The organism is Aeromonas sp. QDB25 (assembly GCF_027707725.1).
In the GTDB taxonomy this organism is placed as follows: domain Bacteria; phylum Pseudomonadota; class Gammaproteobacteria; order Enterobacterales; family Aeromonadaceae; genus Aeromonas; species Aeromonas caviae.
Window position 1 is genome coordinate 53,557 of the sequence record NZ_JAPCIZ010000002.1, and the last position, 15,063, is coordinate 68,619.

10 protein-coding genes and 3 pseudogenes are annotated in these 15,063 nt (G+C 60.5%); 7 read left to right on the forward strand and 6 right to left on the reverse strand.

What is annotated here, in order from left to right; translation table 11 throughout:
- Positions 1-105: 105 nt before the first annotated feature.
- Positions 106-1,218 (reverse strand): aspartate-semialdehyde dehydrogenase, encoded by a 1,113-nt coding sequence (gene asd / locus PG883_RS01130; RefSeq protein ID WP_270806863.1) that lies wholly within the window; start codon positions 1,216-1,218, stop codon positions 106-108.
- 340 nt (positions 1,219-1,558) lie between these two features.
- Here asd and sugE point away from each other — a divergent pair, with 340 nt between their 5' ends.
- Positions 1,559-1,873 carry a quaternary ammonium compound efflux SMR transporter SugE gene (gene sugE, locus PG883_RS01135; RefSeq protein WP_041211362.1) on the forward strand — a complete coding sequence of 105 codons (315 nt, stop codon included), beginning with the start codon at positions 1,559-1,561 and terminating at the stop codon, positions 1,871-1,873.
- Positions 1,874-2,089: 216 nt separating this feature from the next.
- Here sugE and PG883_RS01140 read toward each other — a convergent pair whose 3' ends face one another.
- A complete protein-coding gene (locus tag PG883_RS01140; RefSeq protein ID WP_039039002.1) occupies positions 2,090-2,773 on the reverse strand; it encodes a B3/B4 domain-containing protein in 684 nt (227 codons plus the stop codon).
- A gap of 335 nt (positions 2,774-3,108) precedes the next feature.
- Between PG883_RS01140 and ycaO the strand changes: the two genes are divergently transcribed.
- From ycaO to pflB, 3 genes are all read left to right on the forward strand, one after another.
- A complete protein-coding gene (gene ycaO / locus PG883_RS01145) occupies positions 3,109-4,869 on the forward strand; it encodes a 30S ribosomal protein S12 methylthiotransferase accessory factor YcaO (RefSeq protein WP_103260004.1) in 1,761 nt (586 codons plus the stop codon).
- A gap of 381 nt (positions 4,870-5,250) precedes the next feature.
- Positions 5,251-6,099, forward strand: a complete 849-nt coding sequence (focA, locus tag PG883_RS01150) for a formate transporter FocA (protein ID WP_113070380.1) — start codon at positions 5,251-5,253, stop codon at positions 6,097-6,099.
- A gap of 41 nt (positions 6,100-6,140) precedes the next feature.
- Positions 6,141-8,423, forward strand: a complete 2,283-nt coding sequence (pflB, locus tag PG883_RS01155) for a formate C-acetyltransferase (protein WP_010674504.1) — start codon at positions 6,141-6,143, stop codon at positions 8,421-8,423.
- Between the two features lie 121 nt (positions 8,424-8,544).
- Here the strand turns inward: pflB and phnX are convergent, their stop codons facing one another.
- Both phnX and PG883_RS01165 read right to left on the reverse strand, forming a co-directional pair.
- The gene (gene phnX / locus PG883_RS01160) at positions 8,545-9,384 is read right to left on the reverse strand and encodes a phosphonoacetaldehyde hydrolase (protein WP_270806864.1); all 840 of its coding nucleotides are present in this window, start codon (positions 9,382-9,384) and stop codon (positions 8,545-8,547) included.
- Positions 9,377-10,678 (reverse strand): annotated as a pseudogene (locus PG883_RS01165) (aspartate aminotransferase family protein); the annotation flags it as partial. The gene phnX and the pseudogene PG883_RS01165, both read right to left, overlap by 8 nt.
- On the opposite strand from PG883_RS01165, the pseudogene PG883_RS01170 reads away from it, so the two are divergent.
- Together PG883_RS01170 and PG883_RS01175 are read left to right on the forward strand one after the other, a co-directional pair.
- Positions 10,677-12,122 (forward strand): annotated as a pseudogene (locus tag PG883_RS01170) (putative 2-aminoethylphosphonate ABC transporter permease subunit); the annotation flags it as partial. The pseudogenes PG883_RS01165 and PG883_RS01170 sit on opposite strands and share 2 nt — an antisense overlap.
- 18 nt (positions 12,123-12,140) lie before the next feature.
- The gene (locus PG883_RS01175; RefSeq protein WP_210600472.1) at positions 12,141-13,547 is read left to right on the forward strand and encodes an FAD-dependent oxidoreductase; all 1,407 of its coding nucleotides are present in this window, start codon (positions 12,141-12,143) and stop codon (positions 13,545-13,547) included.
- A gap of 115 nt (positions 13,548-13,662) precedes the next feature.
- Here the strand turns inward: PG883_RS01175 and PG883_RS01180 are convergent, their stop codons facing one another.
- Complete coding sequence (locus PG883_RS01180; RefSeq protein ID WP_043118980.1) at positions 13,663-14,118, reverse strand: YcgN family cysteine cluster protein; 456 nt, start codon at positions 14,116-14,118, stop codon at positions 13,663-13,665.
- 166 nt (positions 14,119-14,284) lie between these two features.
- Positions 14,285-14,701 (reverse strand): 5'-nucleotidase, encoded by a 417-nt coding sequence (locus PG883_RS01185; RefSeq protein WP_270806865.1) that lies wholly within the window; start codon positions 14,699-14,701, stop codon positions 14,285-14,287.
- Positions 14,702-14,784: 83 nt separating this feature from the next.
- On the opposite strand from PG883_RS01185, the pseudogene PG883_RS01190 reads away from it, so the two are divergent.
- Positions 14,785-14,886: pseudogene (locus tag PG883_RS01190) on the forward strand (IS5/IS1182 family transposase); the annotation flags it as partial.
- Positions 14,887-15,063: the final 177 nt, after the last annotated feature.

Consider the following 15,063-nt stretch of genomic DNA (forward strand, 5'->3'; position numbering starts at 1 on the left):
GATAAATTAAAAAGCGGCATCCCAAGGGATGCCGCTTTTTTATGGACAGGCACGAAGAGGGGAACAAGAAAGGCCAGGCCTTCCCTGTTCCCTGCTGCAGCTACCTCAGCGGGCCAGCAGGATGTTCAGCATGCGACGCAGCGGCTCGGCGGCGCCCCACAGCAACTGGTCACCCACGGTAAAGGCGGCCAGGTACTCCGGACCCATATTGAGCTTGCGCAGACGACCCACCGGGATGCTGAGGGTGCCAGTAACGGCAGCCGGGGTCAGCTCGCGGGCGGTGATGTCGCGATCGTTGGGGATCACCTTGACCCAGTCGTTGTGGGCAGCCAGCAGGGCTTCGATCTCGGCCAGCGGCACATCTTTTTTCAGCTTGATGGTGAAGGCCTGGCTGTGGCAGCGCAGGGCCCCGATCCGCACGCACAGACCATCCACCGGGATAGCGGCGTTTTCGATACCCAGGATCTTGTTGGTCTCGGCCTGGCCCTTCCACTCTTCACGGCTCTGGCCGTTGTCGAGCTTGGTGTCGATCCAGGGAATGAGGCCACCGGCCAGCGGCACACCGAAATTGTCCACCGGCAGGGTGCCGGAGCGGGTCTTCTCGGTGATCTTGCGCTCGATGTCGAGGATGGCGGAGGCGGGATCCGCCAGCTCCACCGCCACTTCATCCCGCAGCATGCCCATCTGGGTGACCAGCTCGCGCATGTGGCGGGCACCACCACCGGAGGCCGCCTGATAGGTGGCCACGCTCACCCACTCCACCAGATCGGCCTTGAACAGGCCACCCAGGGCCAGCAGCATCAGGCTGACGGTGCAGTTGCCGCCAACGAAGGTCTTGATGCCGTTGTTCAGGGCATCTTCGATGACGTCGCCGTTGACCGGATCCAGGATGATGACCGCGTCCTTCTCCATGCGCAGGGAGGAGGCGGCATCAATCCAGTAGCCCTGCCAGCCGGCGGCTTTCAGGCGCGGATAGACATCCTTGGTGTAGTCGCCGCCCTGGGCGGTGATGATGACGTCCTGTTCGGCCAGCGCCTCGAGATCGAAGGCGTCCTGCAGGGTGCCGGCATCGACGCCAAAATTGGGGGCGGCCTCACCGGCCTGGGAGGTGGTGAAGAAGGTGGGTTGAATGCGGGCAAAATCCTTCTCTTCCTGCATCCGGCTCATCAAGACCGAACCCACCATGCCACGCCAACCGACCAAACCTACTTTTTTCATAATGTCCTACCCTGGATAGCTGCTTATAGAAATCGTGTGTGGTACCCGTGACCCCCTGCCTTGGCGCCAGCCGTTTACAAGGGATTCACAATATATGAGTTGCAAAAAATGCGTCTGTCCACATTACGGATTGTGACGGCGGGCGCAAGTCGAATTGCGCAATATTCTGTGCCATTCGCTGCAATATCCGTCGGCCTGGCCGACCTGCGGGCAGCCGGTTGGCATCCAGCCTCCACTTGGGGCATCATTGAGACCGACCGGCAGCCCCGCTGCCCCTCGGGGACGGCCCCGAGGCCTCCTGATACGCAGGGACGACCCTGCCTCCTGCGGAATCTGCCTTATGTCTTGGTTGCTATTGCTGTTGGCCGGCCTGTTCGAGGTCGCCTGGGCCATCGGCCTCAAATACACCGACGGTTTCAGCCGTCCCCTCCCCACCCTGCTGACCCTGATCGCCATGGCCGTGAGCGTGCTGCTGCTCGCCATGGCGGTCAAACAGCTGCCCCTTGGCACCGCCTACGCGGTCTGGACCGGCATCGGCGCGGTAGGCACCGTGCTGATGGGGATCTGGCTGTTCAACGAACCGGCCACCCTGGCCCGAGTGCTCTGCCTGCTGCTGATCATCGGCGGGATCCTGGGTCTGAAATTCATCGGTTAGGCGCGCTGAAAGGGCCGGGTACACCGGCCCCGACGTGGCAAGCTCCAGGGGACGATGTCAGCCCGGCGTGTTGCCGTGTTCCTCTGCTTGCTGATGTGTTCGCAGGCGGTGGCTAAAGGCGGGCGGCACAGACGTGGCATGGCGAGCAAGATCCTCCCCATGACCGCCCGGGCGAGCATGGGGCGCCTCCTTTTATCTTTTCGTCTGCTCCTTCAATCACTCCACCAGCGTCTGCTCGATGCGGGCCCCAGGCATCATCTGCGTGAGACCGGCAATCAGCCTGTCGCCGGCCTCCCACAAGGCTGTGCGCGGCATCGGCGGCAGACACTCCAGAATGAACCACATCCGGGGGGAAGAGAGGCTCAGGCGAGTGCGGATCCCCTGGCGCCAGTTCCAGCGGCGACAGGTGACGCCGAGATCGTCCCGCCACACCACCTCTCCGGGAGCCGGTGCCTCCTGGGTTGGCAGCCCTTCTTTGAGGGTGTCAAAGCATTCGCTGCCATCGGCAATCACCAGGCGCGGCGCTCCCACATAGGCCGCCAGATCCTCCCCGCCCACGGGAATGGCATACTCGATGCTGATGGCGTTGTAGAGATCGACAACGGGATCGATGGCAGGCAAGACGCCATCGCGCAGCACCCGCTTGCGCAGTGCCTGGGCCGAGCAGGGCGTGCGGGCAGGCTTGGCGCCAAACCCCTTGAATACCTGATCCCAGGCGGCCAGATGTTCAAGGGCCCAGGGGGCCTCGTCGGTGCCAAGGGCCGCACATGCCCGGGCCAGGGCCCGCTCCCCCACCAGAGTGTCAATCACGGGGGCGGCTTCCACCACGATGCTGAGGGCACAAAAGCCCGGCGCCAACCTGGCTATCTCGGGGTCTATACGGGGGATCATCGGGAACATTCAGCACTCCTGGTCAAGGTTCATCAAGACGGGGGGGCGGAACGGGCACGGGCGCTCCCCTCTTTTCCTTCCCCCGCCAACGGTTGACGCCATGATGAAGGGCACAGGGTCATAATAAAATTTACTTTATCTTAATTATGTTAAGTAAAACTGATGACCCAACCCTCTTTCCCATGAAAAATCGCCGCCCCGCAGCGCACCGCCCGGTCCCACTACCACACCCCGCCCCTCCAATGCAGCCCTGGGCAAGCCCACACCATTGCCCTGGCCGCTTTCCCCGTCACTCATGCTATTATCTGCGTCCAAACATGAGCCCATAAAATCAGGACATTGTGATGACCGACCACACTTTTATTCCCGGCAAGGACGCAGCGCTGGAAGACTCCATCGAACGCTTCCAGACCAAGCTGCAAGCCCTGGGGTTTGATATCGAAGAGGCCTCCTGGCTCAACCCCGTGCCCAACGTCTGGTCCGTGCACATCCGGGACAAGGAGTGCGCCCTCTGCTTCACCAACGGCAAGGGTGCCAGCAAGAAGGCGGCGCTCGCCTCCGCCCTTGGCGAGTATTTCGAGCGTCTCTCCACCAACTACTTCTTCGCCGATTTCTACCTGGGCGAGCAGGTCGCCAATGGCGACTTCGTCCACTACCCGAACGAGAAGTGGTTCCCTATCGAGGGGGATCAGCTTCCCACTGGTCTGCTCGACTCCTTCACCCGCAAGTTCTACAACCCGGACGGGGAAGTGACCGCCGACATGTTGGTGGACCTGCAGTCCGGCAACGAGGAGCGCGGCATCGTCGCCCTGCCCTTCGAGCGTCAGTCCGACCACCAGACCGTCTACATCCCGATGAACATCGTCGGCAACCTGTATGTTTCCAACGGCATGAGTGCCGGCAACACCCGCACCGAGGCCCGCACCCAGGGGTTGTCGGAGGTGTTCGAGCGCCACGTGAAGAACAAGATCATCGCCGAGGCCATCAGCCTGCCCCAGATCCCGGGCGAGGTCATCGCCCGTTACCCGGGCATCAAGGCCTCCATCGATGCACTGGAGGCCGAAGGCTTCCCCATCTACAGCTTCGATGCCTCCCTCGGCGGCCGTTATCCGGTCATCTGCGTGGTGCTGCTCAACCCGAGCAACGGCACCTGCTTTGCCTCCTTCGGCGCCCACCCGCGCTTCGAGGTCGCCTTCGAGCGTACCGTCACCGAACTGCTGCAAGGGCGCAGTCTCAAGGATCTGGACGTCTTCGTGCCGCCGTCGTTCGACAACGAGCAGGTGGCGGATCACCACAACCTGGAGACCCACTTCATCGACTCCTCCGGCCTCATCAGCTGGGATCTGTTCAAGGAAGAGTCCGACTTCGAGTTTGCCGACTGGGACTTCCGTGGCACCTCGCAAGAGGAGTTCGACCACCTGATCGGCATCTTCCACGAGCTGGAGCAGCCGGTCTACATCGCCGACTATGAGCACCTGGGTGTCTACGCCTGCCGCATCCTGGTGCCCGGTATGTCCGACATCTATCCGGTGGAAGATCTGCTGCTGGCCAACAACACCATGGGGGCCCACCTGCGGGAAACCATCCTGGCGCTGCCGGCGCTCGAGTGGGACGCAGAGCAGTACATGGCCCTGTTCGACCAGTTGGATGAAGAGGGTCACGACGAGCGGACCCGGGTACGCGAGCTGCTCGGCATCGCCGCCGCCAAGGGCACTGCCCTGCACACCCTGCGCGTCGGTGAGCTCAAAGCCATGCTGGCGCTGGCCGCTGGTGACCTGGAGAGCGCCCTCGACCTCATCGACTGGACCATGGAGTTCAACCAGTCGGTGTTCCCGGCAGATCGCGCCGCTTACTACCGTGCCCTGCGCGCCTGCGTCGAGCTTTTCCTCGACGAGGACCGCGACCCCGAGCAGTACCGCCCGGTGTTCGCCCGCATGTTCGGGGAAGAGACCCTGGCGCAGGCGTGGGCCAACGCCCGCGGCGAGGCGCGCTTCCACGGTCTGGAAGCCGCCGATCTCTCCCTCTCCCAGTTCCCGCTGCACCAGAAACTGCTGGCCGCTTACGAGAAATTGCAAAAAGCCAAACGAATCCATACCTGGAACTGATATGCTAGCGTGACGAAGGGGCCTTATGGCCCCTTCTGTTTTATGGTCTACGCTTTGGCTGGCCGTGCCACAAAGATGAAATAAAAGACAAAAAATACCTCTTAGGGGGTTGTTAATTTGGCACTCATGGTGCAGTGCGGCTGCACAGGTGCCTTGCCGGTACTTTTTTAAGGGTGTCCTTTATAAGTTCTTAAAAATCATAAAATTAATAACAGACTCATTTCTGTTTCACCTGAAACCTGGTGTAAAGAAACGCTTCCGGATGGCGAAAAATCCTGTAGTAAAATTACATTCACAATCTGTAATTCTTGATCGGAGTCAATTTTGGGGATCAGCCCCTTTGTTATGATTTCCACAGGCAAAATATGCAGGTACTGAGAATTGAAAGCAGAATCTCCCTTTGATTGTCTGAAGCCCGAAGCCATCGCCGCCCTGGCCGAAGACATTACCTATGCCAAGGCCACCAAGCCCGCATACAAGGTCATTCCCCTGGCCATCACCGCTGGCGCCTTCATCGCCATCGCCTTCGTCTTCTATATCACCGTCACCACGGGCTCAAGCGGCATGGCCTGGGGCATGTCCAAGCTGGTGGGCGGCATCTGCTTCTCCCTCGGTCTCATCCTCTGCGTCCTGCTCGGCGCCGAACTGTTCACCTCCACTACCCTCACCCTGGTAGCCAAGGCGGCGAATCGCATCAGCTGGGCCCAGCTGCTCAAGAACTGGGGACTGGTCTACTTCGGCAACCTCATCGGCGGTCTCATCATCGTCGGCCTCATCATCATGTCGGCACAATACATGGCAGCGGATGGTCAGTGGGGGCTGAACGCCATGAAAGTGGCCCAGCACAAGATCCATCACACCTTCTTCGAGGCCGTGGCCCTTGGCATCCTCTGCAACCTCATGGTGTGTCTCGCCGTGTGGATGGCCTTCGGCGCCCGCAGCGCCACCGACAAGGTGATGGTGATGTTGCTCCCCGTCGCCATGTTCGTGGCCTCAGGTTTCGAGCACAGCATCGCAAACATGTTTATGATCCCGGTCGGTATCGCCATCCACAGCGTCGCGAGCCCGGAATTCTGGCAGGCCATCGGCCAGGATCCGGCAACCTTTGCCGACCTGACCGTATCCAACTTCGTCCTGCACAACCTCATTCCTGTCACCATAGGTAATATCATTGGTGGTGGCGTCATGGTTGGGCTGACTTACTGGTTTATCTTCCGTCGCCATCATTAAGGATGGCGGCAGACACATAAATACCTTGAGAGGTAATGAAAATGGCAGAACTTAACGAACAGTTCCAAAAAGCATGGGAAGGCTTCGCAGCCGGTGAATGGCAGACCTCTGTCAACACCCGTGACTTCATCCAGAAGAACTACACCCCGTATGAAGGTGACGAGTCCTTCCTGGCTGGCGCGACCGAAGCCACCACCAAGCTGTGGGACAAGGTCATGGAAGGCATCAAGATCGAGAACCGCACTCACGCGCCGGTCGATTTTGATACCGACCTGCCCTCCACCATTACCGCTCACGATGCCGGCTATATCGACCAGAGCCTGGAGCAAATCGTTGGTCTGCAGACCGACAAGCCGCTCAAGCGCGCCATCATCGCCAACGGCGGTATCAAGATGGTCAAGACCTCTTGCGAAGTGTACGGTCGTCAGCTTGACCCCATGGTCGAGAAGATCTTCACCGAGTACCGCAAGACTCACAACCAGGGCGTGTTCGACGTCTACACCAAAGACATCCTGAACTGCCGCAAGTCCGGCGTCATCACCGGTCTGCCGGATGCCTACGGCCGTGGCCGTATCATCGGTGACTACCGTCGTGTTGCCCTGTACGGTATCGACTTCCTGATGGCCGACAAACTGGCCCAGTTCAAGTCCCTGCAGGCTGACCTGGAAAACGGTGTCAACCTGGAAGCCACCATCCGTCTGCGCGAAGAGATCTCCGAGCAGCACCGTGCCCTGGCCCAGATGAAGGTGATGGCTGCCAAATATGGCTGCGACATCTCCGTACCGGCCAAGACCGCCAAAGAAGCCGTCCAGTGGACCTACTTCGCCTACCTGGCGGCGGTCAAGTCCCAGAACGGCGCGGCCATGTCCTTCGGTCGTACCTCCAGCTTCCTGGACATCTACATCGAGCGTGACCTGCAAAAAGGCCTGATCACCGAGCAAGAAGCCCAGGAGCTGATGGACCACATGGTCATGAAGCTGCGTATGGTTCGCTTCCTGCGTACCCCGGAATACGATTCACTGTTCTCCGGCGACCCGATGTGGGCCACCGAGACCCTGGCCGGTATGGGCGTTGATGGCCGTACCCTGGTCACCAAGAACAGCTTCCGTATGCTGAACACCCTGTACACCATGGGCCCGTCCCCTGAGCCGAACCTGACCATCCTGTGGTCCGAGAAGCTGCCGGTCGGTTTCAAGAAGTACTGCGCCAAGGTATCCATCGAGACCTCTTCCGTTCAGTACGAGAACGACGACCTGATGCGTCCGGACTTCAACAACGATGACTACGCCATCGCTTGCTGTGTGTCTCCGATGATCGTCGGCAAACAGATGCAGTTCTTCGGTGCCCGTGCCAACCTGGCCAAGACCATGCTGTATGCAATCAACGGCGGTATGGACGAGAAGCTCAAGATCCAGGTCGGTCCTAAGACCGAAATGGTCACCTCCGAGTACCTCGACTACAACGACGTGATGGACAGACTGGATCACTTCATGGACTGGCTGGCCAAGCAGTATGTCGCCGCCCTGAACATCATCCACTACATGCACGACAAGTACAGCTACGAAGCCTCCCTGATGGCGCTGCACGACCGTGACGTCTATCGCACCATGGCCTGTGGTATCGCCGGTCTGTCCGTAGCCGCTGACTCCCTGTCTGCCATCAAGTACGCCAAGGTCAAGCCGGTACGTGATGCCGATGGCGTCTCCATCGACTTCGAAATCGAAGGCGAGTACCCGCAGTTCGGCAACAACGACGCTCGCGTCGATGACATCGCCTGCGACCTGGTCGAGCGCTTCATGAAGAAGATTCAGAAGCTCAACACCTACCGCGGTGCCGTGGCTACCCAGTCCGTGCTGACCATCACCTCCAACGTGGTGTACGGCAAGAAGACCGGTAACACCCCGGATGGTCGTCGCGCCGGTGCGCCGTTCGGCCCGGGTGCCAACCCGATGCACGGTCGTGACCAGAAGGGTGCCGTTGCTTCCCTGACGTCCGTCGCCAAGCTGCCGTTCGCCTACGCCAAAGATGGTATCTCCTATACCTTCTCCATCGTGCCGAACGCGCTGGGCAAAGACATGGAAGCCCAGAAAGCCAACCTGGCCGGCCTGATGGATGGTTACTTCCACCATGAAGCCAACCTGGAAGGTGGTCAGCACCTGAACGTCAACGTGATGAACCGTGAAATGCTGCTGGACGCCATGGAAAACCCGGAGAAATATCCGCAGTTGACCATCCGCGTATCCGGTTATGCCGTTCGCTTCAACTCCTTGACCAAGGAGCAACAGCAAGACGTCATCACCCGTACCTTCACCGCTTCTCTGTAATAGCGTCTCGGTGAACAAAAACCGGCGCCCAGGCGCCGGTTTTTTTATGCCTGATAGTCAGGGGACATCGGCCTGAACCTGCCGGCAAGGCCGGCTCTCCCCTCCTCTCATCCCGCCTTGTTCAGGGCCGCCCACCCGCAGTCAGACGGCGATTGATATCGGCGATGACCGGGGCGATATCCGCCAGGGTGTCGATGATGTAGTGCGCCCCCGCCGCCCGCAGTTTGGCCTCGGCCGGTACGCGCCGGGCGGCGATCTCCGTCTCGCTCATGGCGGCAAACTCGTCCCAGGTGGCGCCAAACTCGTTGCCGGAGACCGACAATCCCACCGTCCACATGCCCGCGTTCAACCCTTCGCTGATACCCGGCACGGCGTCATCTACCTTGATGCAACGATGCACGGCGCTCACTCCCAGCGCAATCACGTTGGCCAGCGCCATCCAGGGGCCGGGGCGACCACCAGCCTTGAGATCGTCAGTGGCGACCCAGTGATCCGGGCGATAACCGTGATCGGCCGCAGCAGGTACCAGCGCTTCCATCACCGGACGGGGGTAACCGGAGCAGGAGCCGATGCGCAGCCCCTGGCCCCGCAGTGCCTCCAGCACCGGCAGTACCCCGGGAATGGGTGCGGCAAAGCGGGTCACGGCGGCAATCTGCAGCGGCATAAAGGTGTGATAGAGGTGGTCCACCTCGGCGTGGCTCATGGGGTGGCCGAAGCGGGCCTGCCAGCGCGCATCCACCGAGGGCAGACGGCCGAGCGCGGCGATATGATCCCACTTGCCCAACCCCATGGGCTGGCGCGCCTCATCCAGAGTCACTGCAAAGTCATAGGTGCGGGCGAAGGCCTCCACGAAGATGGAGGTGGGGGCGAAGGAGCCGAAATCGACGACGGTGCCAGCCCAGTCGAGGATCAGCGCCTCTACGTCGGTGGTCGGGTCTGCGGCAATCTGCAAGTCAGTCATGGTGATCTTCCTGTTTCGGTGAAAGGGCGATCTCGCCGAGGGCGCGATCGAGAATGGCGATGGCGCGCACCAGATCGGCGCGAGCGATATTGAGCGGCGGCGAGAGCTGGATGACATTGCCCTGGGAGACCTTGAAGCTGAGCCCCAGCTCAAGACAGCGGTAGAGCAGTCGCTCGGCGGCCTGGCTGTTGCGGGTGCGACTCTGGTGATCGACCACCAGATCGAGCGCCCAGAGCAAACCTATGCCGCGCACCTGCCCGATCAGCGGGTGGCGTTCGGCAAGCGCTGCCAGTTCGCGCTCCATAAAGCGACCATCCTCCCGCACCTTGGCTAGCAACCCCTCTTCTCGGATGGTAGCGATGGTGGCGAGGGCCGCCGCGCAGCCAATGGGGCTCTTCTCGTGGGTGTAGTGACCGAGCGAGATGGCTGCCGCCTGGTTGAAACGATCCCGGGTGATGAGCGCCGCAAACGGCACCATCCCGCCCCCCAACCCCTTGCCCAGACAGATGATGTCGGGCTCGATGCCGAATTCTTCAAAGCTGAACCAGTGGCCGGAGCGCCCCAAGGCATTCGGGATCTCGTCGACAATCAGCAGCACCTTGTGGCGATCGCAGATCTCCCGCACCCGCTGCCAGTAGGCCCTTGAGGGCACCTGCACATCGGTGTTGCGGATGGGCTCGGCGATAAAGGCGCCGATCCCTCCCTCCTTCTCGATGACGTACTCCAGATAATCGGCATAGTGCAGGTCATCCCCCTCCCCGCGATACCAGACACCGCGATAGCGGGTGGGCGGCGGAATGCGCTCCACACCGGCCATCAAGGGGCCCATGCCGGCGCGAAAACAGGCCTCGCCGCCGACCGAGATGGCATCGAGGGAGGCGCCGTGAAAGGCATCCCACAGGGATACCACCTTGCTGTTGCCGGTGATGAAACGGGCAAGCTTCAGGGCAATCCCCACTACCTCGCTGCCACCGGGGGCGAACAGCACCCGGTTGAGATCGCCGGGGGCCAGTTCGGCCAGGGTGCGGGCGCAGTCGATGGCGACCTGATGGGTGTAGCGGCGGGGCGCAAACGGCAGATCGGCGAGTTGCTGTTGCACCGCGGCCACCACGTTAGGATGACCGTGGCCCAGCTGATGGACGCTGTTGCCGTGGAAATCGAGATACTGTTTGCCCGATACACTGGTCAGCCAGCTCCCCTGCGCGCGCTCAATCAGATCCAAACAGGGGGTGGAGAGCGCCTGATGGAGAAAGTAGCGGCTATCCTCCGCCAATCCGGCCTGTACCTCTTCGCTCATCACCACGCTGGTGGTGACCATCGCCTTTGGCTACGCCTATGCCCTCACCCGCACCTGCATGCCGGGCAAGCCCCTGTTTCGCCTCATCGGTTTGATCCCGCTGTTGATGCCCTCCCTGCTGCCCGCCATCAGTCTGGTCTACTGGTTTGGCAATCAGGGGGTCGCCAAGGGGCTGCTCGGCGGCGAGAGCATCTACGGCCCCATCGGCATCGTCATCGGTCTGGGCTTCTGGTGCTTCCCTCACGCCCTGATGATCCTTATCACGGCGCTCGGTCAGAGCGACACCCGCCTCTATGAAGCCTCCCGGGTGCTCGGCAGCAGCGGCTGGCGCACCTTTGTCACCGTCACCCTGCCCACCGCCCGTTATGGCCTGCTCAGCGCAGCCATCGCGGTCTTCACCCTCACCATCTGCGACTTCGGGGTGGCCAAGGTGATTGGCGGCCAGTACAGCGTGCTGGCTACCGACATCTACCGGCAGGTGATCGGGATGCAGAACTTCTCGCTGGGCGCCGTTGCCAGCGTCACCCTGCTGCTGCCGGCACTGTTGAGCTTTGCCCTGGAGCACAGAGTGCGCAGCAAGATGCAGGAGCAGAGCAGCACCAAGGCGGTGCCCTATCAACCCAAGCCCCATCGGCTGCGGGATCTGCTGGCGCTCGGCTGGTGTACCCTCTGGGCCCTGCTGTTTCTGGCGCTGGTGGGGATGGCCGTTTACGGCTCCCTGGTGCAGTTCTGGCCCTACAACCTCGCTCTGACGCTGGATCACTACGCCTTTGACAGCAACAGCGTCTATGGCTGGCAGCCCTTTACCAACACCTTGCAGCTGGGCCTCTATACCGCGCTGATCGGCACCGTGCTGGTGATGGTGCTGGCCTGGGTGCAGGAGAAGGGACGCCACTTCGCGCCGCTGCGCCAGCTGCTGCATCTGCTCGCCATGCTGTCGCTGGCGGTACCCGGCATGGTGCTGGGGCTCGGCTACATCTTCTTTTTCAACGGCAATCCGCTCTTTGGCGGCCTCTACGGCACCCTGCCACTAATGGTGCTCTCCTGCGTCATCCACTACTACACCGTGGGCCATATGACAGCGCTGACCAGCCTCAAGCAGCTGCCCAAGGAGCTGGAGCTGGTGGCCATCTCATTGCGCATTCCGCTCTGGAAGGCGTTCTGGCGAGTGACGCTGCCCGCCTCCCTGCCCGCGCTGCTGGAGATCTTCATCTATCTGTTCGTCAACGCCATGACCACCACCTCGGCGGTGATCTTCCTCTATTCGAGCGACAGCGTGCTCGCCTCCATTGCCGTGCTCAATATGGAAGATTCCGGCGACACCGCCGCGGCCGCCGCCATGGCCACCCTGATCCTGCTGGCCGCCGCCACCGTCAAGCTGCTCCAGCTCTTTTTGAGCCGCGCCCTGCTGGATCGCACCCAGCGCTGGCGCCATCAATAACCTTATCGAGGAGTCATCATGTCCACTCTCCCCTTCTGGCTGGCCGAAGCGCTCGCCGCCGAACAGCCCGCGCCCCCCACGCCACTTCACGGCATCCACGAGGCCGATGTCTGCATCGTCGGCGGCGGCTTTACCGGGCTGTGGAGCGCCATCGCCCTTAAACAGGCCGAGCCACACTTGCGCATCATGGTGCTGGAGAAAGATCGCTGCGGCAGCGGCGCCTCCGGGCGCAACGGCGGCTGTTTGCTCACCTGGTCGGCCAAATACCTGACCTTAAAGCGCCTCTTTGGCGAAGAGCAGGCCGCCTGGCTGGTACAAAGATCCGAGCAGGCGGTGCACGAGATCGCCCGCTTCTGCGAAACGCACAACATTGAGGCGGAGCTGAGGGTCGAGGGCACCTGCTACACCGCCACCAGCGAGGCGCAGCGCGGCCTGATGGAGCCGGTATTACGGGAGCTACAGCGAGCCGACCTTAACCAGTGGCAGGCGATTGCAGAGGGTGAACTGGCGAGCCAGAGCGGCTCCCACGTTCATCTGGAGGGGCTCTACAGCCCCCACGCCGGTTCGGTGCAACCGGCGCTGTTGGTGCGCGGCCTGCTGCGGGTGGCGCGGGAGCTGGGGGTCGAGGTCTATGAGCACTCCCCCATGCAGCGCCTTGAGGCGTGCCAGCCTGCACGGGTGCAAACACCGCAAGGTGAGGTGTGTGCCCGCAAGGTGGTGCTGGCCCTCAACAGCGCCATGGTGCAGCACTTTCGCGAGTTTCGCCGCAGTATCGTACTGGTCTCCTCCGATATGGTGATAACCGACCCCGCGCCGGATGCACTGGCTGCCCAGCAGCTTGCGCACGGCCGCTCCGTGGTGGATGGCCGCACCTTTGTGCATTACTACCGCACCACCGCGCAAGGGCGGCTGATGCTGGGCAAGGGGGGCAACACCTTCGCCTTTGCCAACCGCCATCTGGCCGAGTTTGATGCGCCGAGCCGTTATCTTGCCCCCCTTACCCGCACCCTGCGCCGCTTCTTTCCGGCGCTCAAAGAGGTGCCCATCGCTGCCAGCTGGTGCGGCGCCTCCGACCGCTCGGTGGATGGCCTCCCCTTCTTCGGCCACTGGCGAGGGCAGCCCAATATCGTCTATGGCCTCGGCTACTCCGGCAACGGGGTGGCGCAGAGCTGGATGGGCGGTCAAGTACTGGCGGCTTTGGTACGCGATGAGGTGCGGGAAGCGGACAAGCCGTGGCGCGACTGCGCGCTGGTCAGCGGCCCGCGCGGCTATTTTCCGCCCGAGCCGTTTCGCTGGCTTGGCGCCATGGCGGTACGCAATGCCATCCGGCGCAAGGAGCGGGCGGAAGATGAAAACCGTCCGGTGGCCTGGTATGACAAACAGCTGGCCAAACTTGCCGATGCGGCGGGCAAGGCGGACAAATAGACGCCTTCACAGCGCTTCGGAAAATCCAGAAAGCCGAAGGGGCAGGAGAGTGATGACTCCCCTGCCCCTTCGCGGTTGGTACGGCTCGCGGCTGGCCCGATAGACAGGCCTGGCGTTAGCTGGCCCAGGTAATGATGTGATCGATCCAGTCGCCGGCATCCACCTCGTGCACCACCTTGCCGCGCACCGACTGACCGGCCTGGTGCATGGCGCTGCGGCTACCGGTGATCAGCGGATGCCACTCTGGCAGGCCCTGCCCCTCCGCCAGCAGGCGGTAGGCACAGGTCGAGGGCAGCCAGTCATATTCGGCAATCTTGTCGTGAGTGATCTGCAGGCAGTCCGGCTCTTTCTTAAAGCGGTTGCCGTAGTCGGAGCACTGGCAGGTCTTGGTATTGAGCAGGTTGCAGGCCACGTTGGTGAACACCAGCTCCTCGGTGTCCTCGTCGATCAGCTTGTTCAGGCAGCACTTGCCGCAGCCGTCGCACAGGGACTCCCACTCCGTCATGGTCATCTGTTGCAGGCTTTTTACCTGCCAAAAGGGGGCGTTCTGCACGGGTTCACTCTGCTGCATAAAAGGTGGCTCACTCAATACACTGACAAGCGCGTGGTTATACGCGCTATGGCCCGATTTTTCAAGGTTTGCGACTGAGGTTAATGTGAGCCTTGCTGGCTCAGCATTAACCTGCCACATCTGTAAGTTATGGGAGATACTCAGAAGTCCAACATAAGAAACTCTATTAAATCACCAAGTCCTTATTGGCGACACCAAACGGGATATGTACAGATGGTAAAATAGATGATGACTGTAGATGTAATTTTTGATCATCGAAAAATATGTGCGGCCTTAATATATTTAACACTTTTGACTTTTCAACCCCTCCCATAAAGAATGCCTCATTTACAGAAATCCCCCAAGAACGCATTGTATTGATAACACGCTTATGCGAGGGTGCATTTCTAGCTGTCACGATTGATACCTTAAGCATGGGCAAGTAACTTGAGTCTTCTTTTTTCTTGTCAGATTCAATTTTTTGTATATCCGATATACGCTGTAGAAAATTTTTAAGTGGACCTGGGTTATGTGGCACATCAACAAGTTCAGATTCATGAGAGTGAAAATCAGCTAGGGAAGGTGCTAACAAGTCACTTGGCACAAAAACACACCATTCTAAATTATTGATATTAAATGGCTAAACTTTTTAGTTTTGGCGCATAGGGTACTTATTCGCACCTTCCCAAGGGGTTGCTGAAAAACGATAACCAACTGGCGATGTTATTCACGCTGGCCAACCTGTTTCGGGCGGACCAAATGATACGTCAGTGGGAGAGATCTCACTAAAAACTGGGGATAACGCCTTAAATGGCGAAGAAACGGTCTAAATAGGCTGATTCAAGGCATTTACGGGAGAAAAAATCGGCTCAAACATGAAGAAATGAAATGACTGAGTCAGCCGAGAAGAATTTCCCCGCTTATTCGCACCTTCCCTAGAAGAAAGGCCAACAACTAATCTCTTAG

Coding starts and splice junctions, on each gene's coding strand:
- PG883_RS01180 (WP_043118980.1), bottom strand. CDS start 14,118: ATGCAGCAGAGTGAACCCGTGCAGAACGCCCCCTTTTGGCAGGTAAAA.
- PG883_RS01175 (WP_210600472.1), top strand. CDS start 12,141: ATGTCCACTCTCCCCTTCTGGCTGGCCGAAGCGCTCGCCGCCGAACAG.
- sugE (WP_041211362.1), top strand. CDS start 1,559: ATGTCTTGGTTGCTATTGCTGTTGGCCGGCCTGTTCGAGGTCGCCTGG.
- ycaO (WP_103260004.1), top strand. CDS start 3,109: ATGACCGACCACACTTTTATTCCCGGCAAGGACGCAGCGCTGGAAGAC.
- PG883_RS01140 (WP_039039002.1), bottom strand. CDS start 2,773: ATGTTCCCGATGATCCCCCGTATAGACCCCGAGATAGCCAGGTTGGCG.
- phnX (WP_270806864.1), bottom strand. CDS start 9,384: ATGACTGACTTGCAGATTGCCGCAGACCCGACCACCGACGTAGAGGCG.
- asd (WP_270806863.1), bottom strand. CDS start 1,218: ATGAAAAAAGTAGGTTTGGTCGGTTGGCGTGGCATGGTGGGTTCGGTC.
- pflB (WP_010674504.1), top strand. CDS start 6,141: ATGGCAGAACTTAACGAACAGTTCCAAAAAGCATGGGAAGGCTTCGCA.